This window comes from Paenibacillus azoreducens (genome assembly GCF_021654775.1).
GTDB classification, from domain to species: Bacteria; Bacillota; Bacilli; order Paenibacillales; family Paenibacillaceae; genus Paenibacillus_AQ; species Paenibacillus_AQ azoreducens.
This window is the reverse complement of the sequence record NZ_AP025343.1, coordinates 6,027,722-6,043,531: the sequence shown is the minus strand read 5'-3', so window position 1 is coordinate 6,043,531 and position 15,810 is coordinate 6,027,722. Positions and strand designations below refer to the sequence as shown.

The window sequence follows — 15,810 nt, the reverse complement described above, 5'->3', positions numbered from 1 at the left end:
TAAAAAACCTAGTATACAAATGAGAATTAACAGATATTTTGCGCTGCAGCATAAACGTTAACCATCCGCATCCATGCATTTCGGAATGTTGAAAATTCGATGTAACTCGCCGCAGGGCGGCCCTGTGTATATGATGCCTTTCATTGGCTTGATGCTGATGAAGAATGCATGAAAAGAAGAAGGGGAGTGTACTGACAATGCATATTGAGGTCCGCGGTTTAAACAAGCATTTTGGCGATTTTCACGCGGTCAAGGATGTCAGCTTCGAGATCGCGAAAGGGCATTTGATCGGCCTGCTGGGTCCAAGCGGCGGGGGGAAAACCTCCGTTTTGCGTATGCTTGCGGGGCTGGAGCAGCCGGATAGCGGGGAGATCCGTTTCCATGGCGAGCTGGTCAACCAGCTGCTGCCGCAGGAGCGGGGGATCGGTTTTGTTTTTCAAAACTATGCGCTGTTTAAGCATATGACCGTATACGATAATATCGCTTTCGGGTTGAAAGTTAAAAAAGTGGCCAAACCCGCGTTAAAGGAACGCGTGCTGGAACTGCTGGAACTGACCGGGCTGGCGGGGTTCGAGAAACGTTACCCGCATCAGCTGTCCGGAGGGCAGCGGCAGCGGGTGGCTTTTGCCCGGGCGCTTGCACCCGAGCCGCAGCTGCTGCTGCTGGATGAGCCGTTCGCGGCGATCGACGCCAAAATCAGGCAGGAACTGCGCGCCTGGCTGCGCGAACTGATTGAGCGTGTGGGTATTACTTCGATTTTCGTAACCCATGACCAGGATGAGGCGATTGAAGTCGCCGATGAAATTATGATCATGAACCAGGGGCATCTTGAGCAGAAGGGAACGCCTTGGGATATTTACAAAGAGCCGCAAACTCCGTTTATTGCTTCATTTATCGGGGAATCTACGATGGTCGATGATGTATCGCGGTTAAAAGGTTTTGGGGAAGCGGCTGCGGCGGGCGGAATACGCGCATTGATCCGGCCAGAGTATATCGAAGTCGGGGAAACGCATGAATTCAGCATGCTGTCAGCTACGGAGAAAGGAGTCGTGCATCGTCTTCATTTCCGCGGGAGCGAATGGATGGTGGAAGTGGAGGTCGGCAGCCATAAACTGATGACTTACCGTTCGTTGGAGAAGCCGGCGCTGACGCCGGGGCAGCAGGTGAGGGTGCTGGTACATCGGGCGTATCTCTTCAATCATGAACGGAGCTGGATGGAAGAGAATCGGCTGAAGGTTGATCCGATGCCTGTTATTATCTAGCTTATCATTTTATAATACGAGTTCAAGAAGGTCGGTTTTCGGCACTACCTCTTATAGGGATCTGTCTGTTAGGGCAGGTCCTGTTTGACGTTGTACGGATGAAGAAGCCGGTCTGACGGGCGTCTGGCTGCGCCGGTAACAGCATGCGTGTTACAATAAACTACAGAGTTAGGAAGCGGACCAAAAGCCAAGTAAGCTAAATTGTGAAGCGAATAACCGGAAGTAAAGGAGAGAGGAATTCGCATGGATTCACTTGTTTTTTTGGGAACAGGCGACGCGATGGGCGTGCCGCGGGTATATTGCGATTGCGATGTTTGCACAGAGGCCAGAACGACCGGAAATAACAGGCGCTTTCGGTCTCTGGTCATGATCCAGGGGCAGGACGGCGATTTTCTGATCGATTGCGGACCGGATTGGCGCAGCCAAATGGAGAGGATCGGCAAACGTTTTGCGGACAAGATTTTGGTGACCCATGCGCATTTCGACCATATCGGCGGTCTGCCCGAGTGGGCGGATGCTTGCCGCTGGCTTCGCCGCAAAGGACAATTGTACGCGCCGCAGGAGGTCATCGAAACGATCCTGAAGCAATTTCCGTGGCTGGATAGGCATCTGGATATAAACACGGTAGAAGACGGTATTACACTGGGTGGCTGGAAGATAACCAGCTGGAAGGTATGCCATGGCTATAACGGTTTTTCCTACGCTTATCGATTGGAGAAAAACGGATTCCGCTGGGTGTACTGCTCGGATTCCATCGGTTTGAACGAAGAGGAGAAAAAGCCGCTGCATGATTTGGATCTACTGGTGCTCGGCACGAGCTTTTACCATGAAACGGCCGCATATCGGACACGCTCGGTGTACGATATGCAGGAGGCTGCGCAGCTGCTTTCCGAAGTGCGGCCGGTTAAGGCCATCTATACGCATATGTCCCATGACATCGACGTTCATGCCGATTATCCTCTGCCTGAAAATGTAGAGCTGGCCATGACCGGGATGAGGGTGAATTTGGGCTGAATATTGGGCGCATACATATCTTGGAACTGCAAAAAAGACAGCCGGTTCAGGCTCAGGCGATAGGCCCGTTCCCCTGTTCCTGAGGCTGTCTTTTTACGTAACTGTCGATAGCATACTTTTATTTTGATCGTGCTTACCCGATCTGCTTATGCATTCAATACGAACTTCTCAATTGCAGCTTTGACGCCGTCCTCATTATTGCTCAGTGTTACATAATCCGCGATATCTTTCAGCCCTTGAATGGCGTTGCCCATAGCAACGCCGAGTCCTGCGGCTTCCAGCATCTCGTGGTCGTTCCAGGAGTCGCCAAGCGCCATCGTCTCGGACATTTCAATGCCAAAATGCTTCGCCAGGAAGGTCAGCGCATGTCCTTTGGTACCTTCGCGGTGCATGATTTCGAGGAAATGCGGTTTGGACTTGGTAATATGAACTTCCGGCCCGAGCAGTTCGCGGAAAACGGGGATCAGCGTATCCAGGTAATCGGGTTCGTCGATGATCAGCATTTTCGGCGTATTTTGCGCGATCAGCTTTTCAAAGTCAGGTTCGATAAAATTTGGCGTTCCATTCAGGTTGCTATAATCCTTAAGCTTTTGGTTTTCCTCGCGGGCATACAGCTTGTCGTCGATATACACCTGCAGGTGAAGGTTATGCTCAATGCAATATTCGAAAAGCTTGTGCCCTGCATCCTTTGGCACGTAACGTTCAAAGAGCACTTTTTCGTCCATCAGATTTTTGATCAAAGCGCCTTGATACGTAATGATTGGCACATTCAGACCCGTTTGGCGGGCAACGGCTTGGGCGGATGCGTAAGCGCGGCCGGTGGCCAGCGTAACGATTGCTCCTTTGGCTACCGCTTGCTCCAGGGCTTGCTGCGTACCAGGGGTAACTTCCTTGTCGTCGTTAATCAGCGTATCGTCAATGTCAATGGCAATCAGTTTATACATGGTTGTCTCTCTCCTCTTATCTCTAATAGATGTAGTTCAAACACATACTAATCTATCATTCTATTGTACCGTACGGGGCGAAGTTTTCAATTCGGCCAAAATCATTCCCATCAAAATGCACAGGCAGCCGATCCCCGCCATAATCCCCAGCTTTTCTCCGCCGAACCACATACCGGTCAAAGCGGCAAAAACCGGTTCCATCGCAAAAATGACGGCCACCCGGGAGGGCGTGGTGTATTTTTGGCAGACGGTTTGAATCCAAAATGCAAAAGCGCTGGTAGGGCCGATGGAAACGAGCAGCGCCCATAAAACCTCCGGCTGCGCCAGCCTCTCGAACGTCTGCGGGAGCGGGCCCATGTCCTCAAACAGCAGCGAACCGATCAAGCTGAACAGGCCGACCACGGCCATTTGCAGGGCAGCCAGCGGCAGGGCGGGATATTTGGGCGCGAAAATACCGGTATAAGCGATATGGAGTGCAAACGCGATTGCGCACAAAAAGACGAGAAAATCCCCCTTGTTCAGCGTAAGCGCCGAACCGGCAAAGGTCAGCAGATATAATCCGCAGGCCGCAAGCAGCGCGCTCAGCCAGGTAAAACGCGAAATCGGTTGCTTCAGCAGGACCAAAGCCAGGAAAGGCACCAGCACGACCGATAACCCGGTAATAAAGCCGGTATTGGAGGTGGTCGTATACAGCAGGCCTACGGTCTGGAAGGCATAACCCATAAACAAGAAAAGGCCTAACAAGCAGGAATGCAGCAGCATTCCCGGGCTTATGAGCCGCCACTGGCTGCGATAAAAACAAGTGATGATCAAAGCCAGCAATATCGCTGCGCCGATGAAGCGGACGCCGTTAAAAGCGAGCGGAGGCAGCACTCTGACCGCATGTTGTACGATCAAAAAGGTGCATCCCCACATCATGGCGACAATCAGCAGGCTGAGATCGGCAAGGCGGGAGCGGTTCAATCCAGGTCATTCCTTTCATGCGATAAAAATCGGGCATAGCTCTTTGCTTGAGGATTTTGCAAAATCCTGAACTTAAAAGCAAGTCACCAAATTGTATCGTAAAACGGGAAAGCGGACAAGGAAATATGCCCTAAGGGCACCTGACGCATAAGGGAAAACCTGTTATAATGTGGGGGAAACGGAGTTGATTCGATATGGCCAAGAAAAAAAGACCGGACGCGGCCGTAAAACCGCAGACGGCAGATAAGCCGGCAACCCTGAAGGATCTTCTAAGCAGCGATGTGCTGAACAAACTGAAGCAGCAGTCCGAGGAACTGAAAGCCGAGCAGCAGAAACATAAGGAAGAGGAATTGAAAAAAGCGGAAGCAGCCCGTAAAGCGGAGCAAAAACGCCGCGACAACGATTTTGAATATCTGCTGGAGAACAGCAGCATGGATTGGAAAAAATACAAGTAAACAAAGATAAAAAAAGCGCCTCTAATCGTTGTTTTAACGTGGGAGACGCTTTGTTCTTACATGGGTCTAAATCAGCCTGAATTAAATCGGATTCCGATTTTAGATGTTTGAGCAGCCTCCGCCACGAAGCAGATGAAGTGAAGACTGGTGGCCTGGAAGCATATTAAAGCGAAACTCCCTATGGATAAGGAGGAGCCAAATGAGAAATGCCGAGCTTTACGCTGACGAGTGGGCTGCACTATCGACAGAACGGAAGAAAGAAATAATCGAATCGCTGCTGGTGGATGTGGCATTACCGTTCGTTTTCTCCGGGATGGAGACATTTTCGCTAAACGGCATCACAACCGAGACGGCAGTGCTGAATTATGCGGGACGCAGTTTCGTCTTTGTTCCCGGACGCAAGCAAGCGGTGCTTGGGTGGGACAGCGGCATCGAAGGATTGGAAGAGAGCGCTTTGGAGATTATCGCGTTCAGCTTCGAATCGGTGCTTAATCCGTTAAACTGGTGGAAAAAACAACTTGCGCTGGCTGCAGACGCGAAGGACGACGTGAATTTATCTTATTTCGAGGAAAGAGTCACGGAGTTGGAACATTATCCCCCAGCAGAGCCTAATGATGAGATGAAAGCTTTCTATAGCTTTAGCGGGCTGGAAAAGTATATCGAAGAAAACACTTCTCCTGTCCGAATTGTCGATCTACAGCCTATGATCATAGAGCGTGAATTGAATGAGGTAGGTCTTGTCCACCTGGGTCAGGTTAATCGCCGGACAAACGAGCATCAAGTGCCGCCTGATGATCTCGATCATGTGAAGGATTATTTGTTTACGTTTGATACAGAGGCGGCAACAATAGATTATTCAGGGCGCTGCCGCTTCGAGCGTACGGAAGAAGACCCCGACCTTTACGACGTCTATATCCATAAGCATTCAACAGATAAAGATCTTATTCGGCAGCTTTACGCGGAAGGATTTACATTGCCGACAGAAGATCAATGGGAATATCTATGCGGAGCGGGTCTTCGGATGCTTTTTCCCTTCGGCAACCGCTTCGATGAGGATTGGCGCTACGCCTATATGTCAGAGGAAAACATTTTGGAAAAACCGAATATGTTCGGATTATCCATTGCCTATGACCCATATAAATACGAAATGGTGAACGCGCCTTGTCAGGTAAAAGGAGGGGATGGCGGGGCTGCGCTATGCGGGGGCGAACCGCTATTTTATACGATGCTGCCGCTATCGACGTATTGGCGGGAACCACGAACCGACATGGCGCTCGAAGACGAAGATCTGGCAAATGGCTTCTACTTCTACCGCCGTGTTTTGGTTATAGAATAAGTGCGGGATCCAGCCAATGATGGATGGTCCGATGAAATTCAAAAAATGAAGCGGAACCCGTGTTCACGCTTCATTTTTTTTTTTTTTTTTGTTTTGTGCCGCAGCAAAAAAAGAGACCATAACCATGGCCTCCATTTCGCCGTTGTTAGATATAGAAGATAAACGCCTATTCCTCCAAAAAGACAAGTCCGATAAAATCATCCAGCTCGATATTGCCGAAGTAATGCTTGATATCGACTTCGGTCAAAGCTTCGCGAACCTCGGATTCCTCGTAACGTTTGCCGCGCAGCTTGTCCTCAATATCGGCTACGTCGCCTACGCCGAAGAAGTCGCCGTAGATTTTAATATTTTGAATGCGGGCATCCTTGATGTCCATCCGGATATCGATGATGCCTACAGGGAAACGCTTCGTATGCTTCACGTTGGATTCAGGCGATTGCCCGTAGTTCCATTCCCAATTTTGGTAGCGCTCCTTGGAGATTTCATGGATTTTTGCCCAGTCGGCTTCGGTCAGATGGTATTGCGGCACGTCTTTAGGTTCCATGTTGAAGATGGCGCGCAGCAGTTCGGAGCGGAAATGTTCAATCGTCATGTCGCCTTCCATCAGATCTTTGATGTTTGCGACCCGGCTGCGGACGGATTTGGTGCTTTTGGATTTGAATTTTTCCGGGTTAACATTCAGAGAAGCCTGCACATCATCAAGATTCAAGTTGAACATGAGCGTGCCATGGCTGAACATGCGTCCCCGCGTTGAGAATTGGGCGTTGCCGGAAATCTTCTGCTCTCCGACCTGCAGATCATTGCGTCCGCTCAGCTCGGCATGAACGCCCATGCCGCGCAGCGCATCGATGACCGGCTGGGTAAACTTCAGGAAATTATGGAAAGACTGGCCGTCGTCTTTGGTAATGAAGCTGAAATTGAGGTTGCCAAGATCATGATAAACCGCGCCGCCGCCGGACAGACGGCGCACGACCTGGATGTTATTTTCTTTTACGTACTCCTGATTGATTTCCTCTATGGTGTTCTGATGTTTGCCGATAATAATGGATGGCCGGTTGATGTAAAACAGCAGATAACTGTCTTCTTCCATCGGCAGATGCTTCAGCGTAAATTCTTCGATGGCCAGGTTGATGGCCGGATCTGTAATGCCCTGATTATCAATAAACAGCATGGCTTGATTCCTCCGTTTAAAGACCTATGTAATGGTTGCCTAACTATTCTATTGTAAACCATTCGTTTGTAAGAAACAAAAAAGAAATTGCATTGACGGGGCTGAAAAGATGGCGCAATAATGGACTCAATCATGTTCAAACAGACAGAAGGGGGAAAATGGATGCTAGAGAGATTCGGACATGGCGGGGATTTGGAAAGCGCAGCCGAAATTTACGGCCGGAGCGAGTTTCTGGATTTCAGCGCCAATATCAATCCGCTGGGCCCTCCTTCCAGTGTCATGGAGCAGCTTAAAAACGCATTGCCTTCCATCATTCGATACCCGGATCCGGGTCACCGGGGGCTGAAGGAGCTGCTTGGTTCCAAACTCGGGATTCGTTCTGATCAGCTTTGCATTGGCAACGGGGCAGCGGAATGTATGGCTTTAATATTGCTCGGGCTGCATCCGGATCAGGTAGGGATTGTGGAACCTTGTTTTTCGGAGTACAGACAGCTGTCGGAGCAGTTCGGCGCGCATGTCCGGTCCGTGTACGGTACGCAGGCGAACGGATGGAGGGCTGAGGCTGCCGAGATTGAAGGGCTTTTGCAGGATGTGGACCTTCTGTTTATCGGGCAACCCAATAACCCGAACGGGATTCAATATGATTTGGAGACGATGCGACGTTTGGCGGGCGAAGCCGAGCGCTGCGGTACTTATTTGGTTGTGGATGAGGCTTTTATCGATTTTATTCCGGAGGAGGACAGACAGACGCTGCAGTCGGAGCTGGAACGATATCCGCATACGATTCTGGTCCGGTCCATGACGAAATTTTACGCCATTCCCGGATTAAGGCTGGGATATGCCGCTGCGCATCCTGATGTGGTGCAGGCGATGACAAGCAAGCAAGTAACATGGAGCGTTAACGGGCTGGCGCTTCTGGCAGGGGAAGCATGCTTGAACAGCGGGGAGGATTATGAGCGCGAAACAATTAAGTTGATTGCAGAGCAAAGGGCTTTTCTTATATCCGGGCTCCGTAAACTTGGCTGCAAGGTCAGCGAAGGCGAAGCCAATTTTCTGCTCGTCGGACTCCCTGCGCCCTGGACGGCAGAAAAGATGCAGACCGAAATGGGCCGCCGGGGCGTGCTGATCCGCAGCTGCGCGATGTACCCTGGACTCGGGGAGGAATATGTGCGCGTTGCGGTCAAAGCGCAGGATGCCAACCAGCAGCTGCTGAAAACGATGGCAGAGGTGCTCGATGTTTTGGAAAATCCATAACAGGCTGCGTTCATACCGATGCGGGAAAAAGTTGACGTTAGAGCGTTTTGCGAATAGATAGAGGGGGAAATGTAATGACTACACCATTTTTGGACGGAAACAACACGGAATATGCTTCTGAAGTATGGCCGGGCCTTGTGCTGAAAAAAGGGGATCGGCATCTGCTGCTGCAGCTGCCGACGGTGATCGAAGCGATGGGAAGCGCCGTTCACGGCGGCGGAATGGCCAGGCTTCGGAGAATCGCCAACATTTATGTGGACCGTTTTTATGACTGCTCCGATCCGGTGCGGGATGTGATCGACTGGCTGCGGGAATGGAGATATCCGATCGATACGACAGCGGGTCTGCTGACCGCAGTGCAGCTGCAGCATGCATCGGTACAGGAAGAGAAAAACGAGGAAGCAGCCGTTTTTTGCTGCGTAACCGCAGGGACCTCCAATGCCGCAAGAGCGGGATCGGAACGGACGACATTTCCGTCATACCGTCCCGGAACCGTCAACATCATGCTGATGATTGATGCGAAGTTATCGCAGGCAGCGATGGTGAACGCTGTCATGACAGCCGTTGAGGCCAAAGCCGCCGCGCTTGCCGAACTCGATGTGCGGGATGCGGAAAACGGTCTGGTAGCAACCGGCACGACCTCGGACGCGATCATTCTGGGCGTAAGCCAAAGCGCAGCATCTCCAGTGGAGCTTGTCTATTCGGGAACGGCTACCCATTTGGGTGGCATGATCGGGCGGACAGTATACGGCGCGGTGAAGGAGGCGCTTCAGACGGCATGGGCGGAACGGAAATAACGGCCATTGCGATTCTGGCGGCCGCGTTTATTCTGGATTTGCTGATCGGCGACCCGCGCTGGATTCCGCATCCGGTCATCGGGATGGGCAAGGCGATCAAAGGCACGGAGGCGTGGATTCGCCGCAGCTTTCGTCCCGAAAATTTGAAAAAAGCCGGGGTGCTGCTGCCCGTGTTGATTGTGGGAGGTTCGTTTGCGATCACCTGGGCGGCGTTGCAGCTCCTTGCCTTGATTCATCCATGGCTCGCCTGGGCAGCGGAGGCGGTGCTGATTGCAACGACGATTGCCGTAAAAGGACTCAAGGACGCCGGGCTTGAAATATACCACCATCTGCAAAAAGGCGATTTGCCGGCTGCACGGACCAGCCTCAGCATGATCGTCGGACGCGAAACTTCGCATTTGGACGAGCCGGAAATCGTCCGGGGAACGGTGGAAACCGTAGCCGAAAATATCGTGGATGCAGTCATCTCCCCGTTGCTGTATGCATTGATCGGCGGAGCCCCGCTCGCCATGGCCTATCGCGCGGTGAACACCTTGGACTCCATGGTCGGTTATAAAAATGAGAAGTATAAGGATCTGGGCTGGGCCTCGGCCCGGTTTGACGATCTCGCCAACTGGATTCCTGCCCGGCTGACCGGTCTTCTGCTTACGTTGTCCGCGTGGATACTGCAGCTGGATTGCCGAAATGCTTTCCGCATGATACAGCGCGATGCCAAAAAACATCCAAGCCCGAACAGCGGCTTTCCCGAGTCGGCGGTTGCAGGAGCGCTAGGCATCCGGCTTGGCGGCACAAACGTATACCATGGCGTCACTTCCTTCAGAGCATATATGGGCGATGCGACGAGACCGATGGAAGCCCATGATATTTTGCTGACCAACCGGCTGCTGCTGACCGTTTCCGTTTTGTTTGTCGTATTTGCCGTACTTGTGGTTTGGGGGTCGAGAGGTACCTTATGGATATGAAAAGCATTGAACTTGTGCTTATGCGGCATGGATCCACCCTATGGAATGAGCAAAAGCGTTACCTGGGGCATACGGATCTTGGTCTCAGTTCGCTAGGGAGAAGTGAGCTGGTTTCCGCCTGCGGCAAATTAAAGAAGATGAGCTTCAGCAGCGTGTACTGCAGCGATCTTGCACGGTGCCGGGAAAGCTTGAAAGAAGTTCGTTCCGATCTCGTGATGGAAGCCGTTTATGATCAGCGATTGCGCGAGATGGACTTTGGGGACTGGGAGGGGCATACCTACGAACAACTCAAAGATGTGCCGCTATACCGGGAATGGTTAAATGATCCGCAGGGTGCTGCTCCTCAGCAGGGGGAGTCCTGGGGTGCTTTTGAACGAAGAGTGGATGAGTTTCTGCAGAATATGCTGCAGGCGGAGAAGCAAAAGCAAACGCTAGATCCCGAGAGGCCCGCAACGGCGCTTGTGGTTGCCCATGGAGGCGTGATCCGGCAGATCGTATATACGCTTGTCCCGGACCAAGCTTTTTGGGATACCCGGGTCGAGCCGGGAAATCTGCTTGTTTTGACCATGGAACTAAAGGGAGATAACGCTGACTGGCGAGGACGAAATCTTCGCTATATTTAAGTTGACTAAGCAAGAATAAAGGAATAGGTAGGTGCAATAAGCTAAAGAAGATTTTTTTAGATTATTGCACCTGGGGTTTTTTACGGAGCTGGGGTTTTTGAAAAAAAGGATGCCTCGAAAGGTATGCTTTGTTCTCCAAGAGTATCTCTAACGAAAGAACGAAGCCGGAAAGTTTGTTGAAAAAGCTGCCTCGAAGAGGGATGCTTTGTTCGCCAAAAGTGCCTCTAGCTATTGTGATTGATTTCAATTTTAGCGGGGACATTAGTTGCAATAGAGGTGAATTTTCAACCTTTGTAATTTCTAACGGACACAGTGGCTGCTATTGAGGGGAATTTTAGTCTTTATGAAATCTAACGGACACAGATGCACCTATTTAGTGAAAAAGCCCCTGCTGGAGACGGTTTTAAGCAAAATAAGCGCCGTGGTGACCGTTAAAATTTGAAAATGGCTGTTTTTAGGCAAATAGCGTCCGTGGTGTCCGTTAAGAAGTCTGTCATAGGCGCAAAGGGTGAACCAGCTCACCTTTAATGGGAATAGCTGCTATAAAGATTGATTTAACGGACATAGCAACGAAACTTCAAATCGTTATAGCCTCGAAAACAGGAGGTAGTTAAATCTAACGAAACTACGGATCGTTATTTGGGATAAAACCGGGCTTAGGCGGCACTTTTTAGCTTAATAGCGATACCCAGTTTCGTTAAAAATTCAAAGAGCCCTTTTTGCTGCAAATAGCGATATCACGTTTCGTTAGAGAGGAAATCAACCTGGCTGCCTTCATCGGTACAATCATTGGTTCGACTAATATAACAAAATTTAGATTATTAGACCTTGGAGAAATAATTTCTAACGAAGCCGGAAAGTTTGTTAAAAAAAGCTGCCTCGAAGGGGTACGCTTTGTTCGCCTAAAGTGACTCTAACGAAACTACAGAGCGCTATTGCCTCGAAAACAGGAGGTAGCTAAATCTAACGAAAGCACAGATCGTTATTTGGGTTAAAACCGGGCTTAGGCGGCACTTTTTAGCTTAATAGCGATATCCAGTTTCGTTAAAAATTCAAAGAGCCCTTTTTGCTGCAAATAGCGATATCACGTTTCGTTAGAGAGGAAATCAACCTGGCTGCCTTCATCGGTTCAATCATTGGTATATGCAAAAGTACGGGATTCGCCTTCTTGAAACGACGGGATTAAGCGGATAACGGAATGAAGTTAGTAAGTGAACATAAAAATTTGCTGGATGAAGGTTCGACGTTTCGGCACAATGACGAACATTTGAGGATGCGTGTCGTTGACGGCGAACGGTTTCTGACGGATACTAAGCTTCTGCCGGATTTGGTGTCTGGGATTAATATATCTGACGGGTCAAACATCTGACTGGATAAAACATCTGACTGGATAAAATATCTGACTGGATAAAACATCTGACTGGATAAAATATCTGACTGGATCAAACGTCTGACTGGATTAAATATCTGACTGGGATCAAACATCTGATGGATTAAACGTATAACTGAATTAGACATCATATGGTATCAACATAAAGGGTCGAATGTGAGAAATGCAATTGTAACGTTAACGGACTTACCCTATAATCAAATACGAGAGATGCATTGCCTGGAAACGAAAAATGAATAAATGATAGCTGATGAGGTCCCGGGGGGCGGCTGCCGCCGCTTTGTTATTCCGGGGGAAACAGGGAAGCCGGTGGAAATCCGGCACGGTCCCGCCACTGTAACAGGTATACCCCAAACATGCCACTGTTCCCGCAAAAAGGGGAATGGGAAGGCCGGGGTGATACTGCCAAGCCTGTAAGTCAGGAGACCTGCCTCATGAGAATAATGACGGTCCTTCGAGGAAAGGATTTACGTTGTTGCCCCTTCAGCGGATGGTCCATGAGACCATGGCTGAAGGCGCAGACCTTAACGCACGGCTTTTGCCGTGAAAGTTTGAGAGCGACGTAATCCCTGGTTCTTTCCAAGAGCCAGGGTTTTTTTGAATGCCGGAGCAAGTATTGTCCGAGGAATTCGCATCATGTTTTTTGAAATGAGCCTTTTTCAAAGAGCAGGCTTGTTTTTCATGGTGCGTGCCGTCAAACCATCAAGTCGTATTCATGAAAATTGTATCGCCAGGCCTCTTTTGTGTCTAAGCATGAACCCAATGGAGGAGAGAATGTACATGAAGTTGAAACACACCGCCAAAATTTGGTCCACCGGTATTGCGGCTCTGCTGCTCGCGTTTTCGCTAGCCGCTTGCGGCAATAACACTAAAGATCAGGCTGCGCCACAGGAACCTGCCAAGCAAGAGTCCCAGCAGAAGCAAACCGATCAACAAGATCAACTGAAAACAACTTATCCGCTGACGTTGAAGGATGCGACAGGGGAATCCTTTACATTCAAGGAAGCGCCGAAAAAAATCGTATCGGTGTCTCCTGCGGAAACCGAAGCGCTGTTTGCGATCGGACTCGGAGATGAAATCGTCGGTGTATCCGATTATGACGATTATCCGGAAGCGGCGAAGTCCAAACCCAAAATGGGCGGAATCATGAAACCGAATGAGGAAGCGATGATCGCGGCCCAGCCGGATGTGGTGTTCACCGGGATTTCGATGAGCGAGGAAGCGGTGAAGAAGCTGCGCGAACTCCAAATTCCTATTTTCAAAACCGATCCGAAAACGGTGGATGACGTGATGAAAAACATCGAAACCTACGGGCAAATCACGGACCATCAGGCCGAAGCCCAAAAAGTCGTGGATCAGATGAAAGAGGAAAGAGACAAGGTTGTAGAAGCCGTCAAATCCTTGAGCGCAGATCAGAAGAAAAAAGTGTATATCGAGTTCTCGCCGGGCTGGACAGCCGGAAAAGGCACGTTTATGGATGAATTGATTACGCTGGCAGGGGGCATTAACGTGGCTGCGGACCTGGAGAACTTTAGCGAGATCAGCGAGGAAAGAGTCATCAAAGATAATCCTGACGTCATTCTCTATACGAAGAGCTTCGTGGACGAAAAAACGAAAAAAAGCCTGGGAGATATTATCAAAGGCCGCAGTGGTTGGGACAAGATCAATGCCGTTAAAAACGGAACCGTCATCGGGCTTGACGACAATTTGATCAGCCGTCCGGGCCCGCGTGTGACTCAAGGTCTGCAAGAGGTTGCCAAAGCGATTTATCCGGAGTTGTTTAAATAATGAGCAAAAAACTGGCAGGTTACGGAGGGATTGGCATCGTGCTGCTGGTGTTGACCCTGCTGATCTGTCTGGGGATTGGTTCGGTCGCGCTGCCGGTGAAGGATATCGCATTGATCCTGCTTCATCGGCTGCCTTGGATCGGGGATGGGATTCAGCCAACCTGGGATCCGTCTTTTGAGCAAATCATCCTGAAAGTTCGGCTGCCGCGCGTCATCCTTGGCATGCTGGTAGGAGCGGCGCTGGCTGTGGCCGGTTCCGGTTTTCAGGGAGTGCTGCGGAATCCGCTGGCCGATCCGTTTACGCTGGGCGTATCCTCCGGTTCGGCGGTGGGAGCGTCGATCCTGATTTTTTTTGGATTGCAGTATTCCGTAATCGGGGTCTGGACGCTGCCTGCGGTGGCTTTTGTCACCGGCTCGCTGACGTTGTGGGGTGTCATCCTTCTTGCTCGAGAAAAAGGCAAAATTCCAACAAACAGCCTGATCCTGTCGGGCGTGGTGATGCAATCCTTTCTGGGGGCGGTTGTTTCCTTTTTGACTGCGATGTCCAAGCGGACCGTCAATGAAATTTTATATTGGACAATGGGCAGTTTGAGCCTGCGTGGATGGTCGTATTCGGCCATCCTTTTGCCTTATTTTCTGATTGGCTTCCTGCTGATCTGGAGCAGGTCGCGTTCGCTTAATATGTTGTCGTTCGGAGAGCGGCAGGCCGCTCATTTGGGCGTCAACGTGGAAAGACTGAAGATGATGGTGTTGCTTGTCAGCACGTTATTGACTGCAGCGGCCGTTTCGATGGCCGGAGTGATCGGTTTTGTGGGGTTGGTCATTCCGCATGTGATTAGATTGATCGTTGGGCCCGACTACCGTTATATCATTCCGCTGTCCGCGATTGGCGGCGGCATATTTATGGTATGGGCAGATACGCTGGCCCGCTCCGTGTTGGCTCCGACGGAAATTCCGCTCGGCGTGGTGACCGCGTTTGTGGGCGCGCCGTTTTTTGGCTACTTGCTGTACCGCAGCAAGAAGCAGCGAAAGGGGTTAAGCTCATGATCGAGATCAAAGGCGCCGGAAAGCGTTTCGGAGATTTTACCGCCCTGCATGGTCTGGATTGGAACATTGCCGAAGGCGAATGGTGGGGAATCATCGGACCGAACGGAAGCGGCAAGTCGACATTGATGCGCCTGTTGTCGGGCGTGGAACGGATGAGTATGGGCGAAATCAACCTCTGCGGCCGCAGCATTGCCAGCTACGGCCGCAAGGAACTGTCGCGGATGATGGGCGTGTTGCAGCAGGAAGGCATCGCTCCGGTTCATTATCCCGTAAGGGAAGTGCTGGAGATGGGACGTTATCCTTACCTGGACTGGCTTGGCCATGATTCCAGGGCGGACGTGGATTCGTTTATCGACGGGATTATGGATAAGCTGAAGCTGCATGAGTTGGCGGAACGGCCATTGGATGAGCTGAGCGGCGGTCAACGGCAACGGGTGGCACTCGGGCAGGTGATGGCTCAAGAGCCGCAAATTTTGCTGCTGGATGAGCCAACCACTTTTCTGGATATCCACTACCAGCAGCAATTTATGGAACTGGTGGCAAAGTGGCGGAAGGAAACGGGAATTACGGTGATCGCCGTGCTGCATGATCTCAATCTGGCAGCGTTGTATTGCGATAAGCTGCTTGTGCTGCATGACGGGAAGGCGGTTGGCATGGGGACGCCGGGAGAAATGCTGACCGAGGAGCGGATCCGCTCCGTATACGAGGTTGAACCAGTCGTGGTCGCGCATCCCGGAAGCGGCGTGCCGCAGGTGCTCTTATCCAGCCGGGATCAAACCAACTAACAAGAAAATAACATGGAGGG

At 50.8% G+C, this 15,810-nt stretch carries 15 protein-coding genes and 1 riboswitch; of the genes, 12 read left to right on the top strand and 3 right to left on the bottom strand.

Annotated elements, in window-relative coordinates; all coding sequences use genetic code 11:
- The first annotated feature begins 197 nt into the window (after positions 1–197).
- Positions 198–1,262 carry a sulfate/molybdate ABC transporter ATP-binding protein gene (locus L6442_RS26895; RefSeq protein WP_212978954.1) on the top strand — a complete coding sequence of 355 codons (1,065 nt, stop codon included), beginning with the start codon at positions 198–200 and terminating at the stop codon, positions 1,260–1,262.
- 243 nt (positions 1,263–1,505) lie between these two features.
- Positions 1,506–2,276 (top strand): MBL fold metallo-hydrolase, encoded by a 771-nt coding sequence (locus tag L6442_RS26890; protein ID WP_212978955.1) that lies wholly within the window; start codon positions 1,506–1,508, stop codon positions 2,274–2,276.
- 146 nt (positions 2,277–2,422) lie between these two features.
- Here the strand turns inward: L6442_RS26890 and L6442_RS26885 are convergent, their stop codons facing one another.
- Positions 2,423–3,220 carry a Cof-type HAD-IIB family hydrolase gene (locus L6442_RS26885; protein ID WP_212978956.1) on the bottom strand — a complete coding sequence of 266 codons (798 nt, stop codon included), beginning with the start codon at positions 3,218–3,220 and terminating at the stop codon, positions 2,423–2,425.
- A gap of 60 nt (positions 3,221–3,280) precedes the next feature.
- Entirely contained in the window at positions 3,281–4,183 is a 903-nt protein-coding gene (locus tag L6442_RS26880) for a DMT family transporter (RefSeq protein ID WP_212978957.1), read from the bottom strand.
- 194 nt (positions 4,184–4,377) lie between these two features.
- Between L6442_RS26880 and L6442_RS26875 the strand changes: the two genes are divergently transcribed.
- Both L6442_RS26875 and L6442_RS26870 read left to right on the top strand, forming a co-directional pair.
- On the top strand, positions 4,378–4,638 hold the full coding sequence (locus tag L6442_RS26875) for a YqkE family protein (RefSeq protein WP_194234342.1): 261 nt from the start codon (positions 4,378–4,380) through the stop codon (positions 4,636–4,638).
- A gap of 199 nt (positions 4,639–4,837) precedes the next feature.
- Positions 4,838–5,974 (top strand): hypothetical protein, encoded by a 1,137-nt coding sequence (locus tag L6442_RS26870; protein ID WP_212978958.1) that lies wholly within the window; start codon positions 4,838–4,840, stop codon positions 5,972–5,974.
- 166 nt (positions 5,975–6,140) lie between these two features.
- On the opposite strand, the gene L6442_RS26865 is transcribed toward L6442_RS26870, so the two are convergent.
- A complete protein-coding gene (locus tag L6442_RS26865) occupies positions 6,141–7,145 on the bottom strand; it encodes a lipoate--protein ligase (RefSeq protein WP_212978959.1) in 1,005 nt (334 codons plus the stop codon).
- A 162-nt stretch (positions 7,146–7,307) separates the two neighbouring features.
- Between L6442_RS26865 and cobD the strand changes: the two genes are divergently transcribed.
- The 8 genes from cobD (at position 7,308) to L6442_RS26825 (ending at position 15,790) form a co-directional block, all read left to right on the top strand.
- The gene (gene cobD / locus L6442_RS26860; protein WP_212978960.1) at positions 7,308–8,399 is read left to right on the top strand and encodes a threonine-phosphate decarboxylase CobD; all 1,092 of its coding nucleotides are present in this window, start codon (positions 7,308–7,310) and stop codon (positions 8,397–8,399) included.
- A 74-nt stretch (positions 8,400–8,473) separates the two neighbouring features.
- Positions 8,474–9,196: an adenosylcobinamide amidohydrolase gene (locus L6442_RS26855; protein ID WP_212978961.1), complete on the top strand. Its 723-nt coding sequence runs from the start codon at positions 8,474–8,476 to the stop codon at positions 9,194–9,196.
- Positions 9,193–10,158 (top strand): adenosylcobinamide-phosphate synthase CbiB, encoded by a 966-nt coding sequence (gene cbiB, locus L6442_RS26850; protein ID WP_212978988.1) that lies wholly within the window; start codon positions 9,193–9,195, stop codon positions 10,156–10,158. Before L6442_RS26855 ends, cbiB begins: the two co-directional genes overlap by 4 nt.
- Positions 10,149–10,781 (top strand): histidine phosphatase family protein, encoded by a 633-nt coding sequence (locus L6442_RS26845; protein WP_212978962.1) that lies wholly within the window; start codon positions 10,149–10,151, stop codon positions 10,779–10,781. The genes cbiB and L6442_RS26845 overlap by 10 nt, the downstream gene beginning before the upstream one ends.
- Before the next feature lie 1,198 nt (positions 10,782–11,979).
- Positions 11,980–12,150: a hypothetical protein gene (locus L6442_RS26840; protein WP_212978963.1), complete on the top strand. Its 171-nt coding sequence runs from the start codon at positions 11,980–11,982 to the stop codon at positions 12,148–12,150.
- Positions 12,151–12,407: 257 nt separating this feature from the next.
- A riboswitch (cobalamin riboswitch) is annotated at positions 12,408–12,620 on the top strand.
- Positions 12,621–12,951: 331 nt separating this feature from the next.
- Positions 12,952–13,959 carry an ABC transporter substrate-binding protein gene (locus L6442_RS26835; RefSeq protein ID WP_212978964.1) on the top strand — a complete coding sequence of 336 codons (1,008 nt, stop codon included), beginning with the start codon at positions 12,952–12,954 and terminating at the stop codon, positions 13,957–13,959.
- Positions 13,959–15,005: a FecCD family ABC transporter permease gene (locus L6442_RS26830; RefSeq protein WP_212978965.1), complete on the top strand. Its 1,047-nt coding sequence runs from the start codon at positions 13,959–13,961 to the stop codon at positions 15,003–15,005. Before L6442_RS26835 ends, L6442_RS26830 begins: the two co-directional genes overlap by 1 nt.
- Entirely contained in the window at positions 15,002–15,790 is a 789-nt protein-coding gene (locus L6442_RS26825; protein ID WP_212978966.1) for an ABC transporter ATP-binding protein, read from the top strand. The genes L6442_RS26830 and L6442_RS26825 overlap by 4 nt, the downstream gene beginning before the upstream one ends.
- The last annotated feature ends 20 nt before the right edge of the window (positions 15,791–15,810 follow it).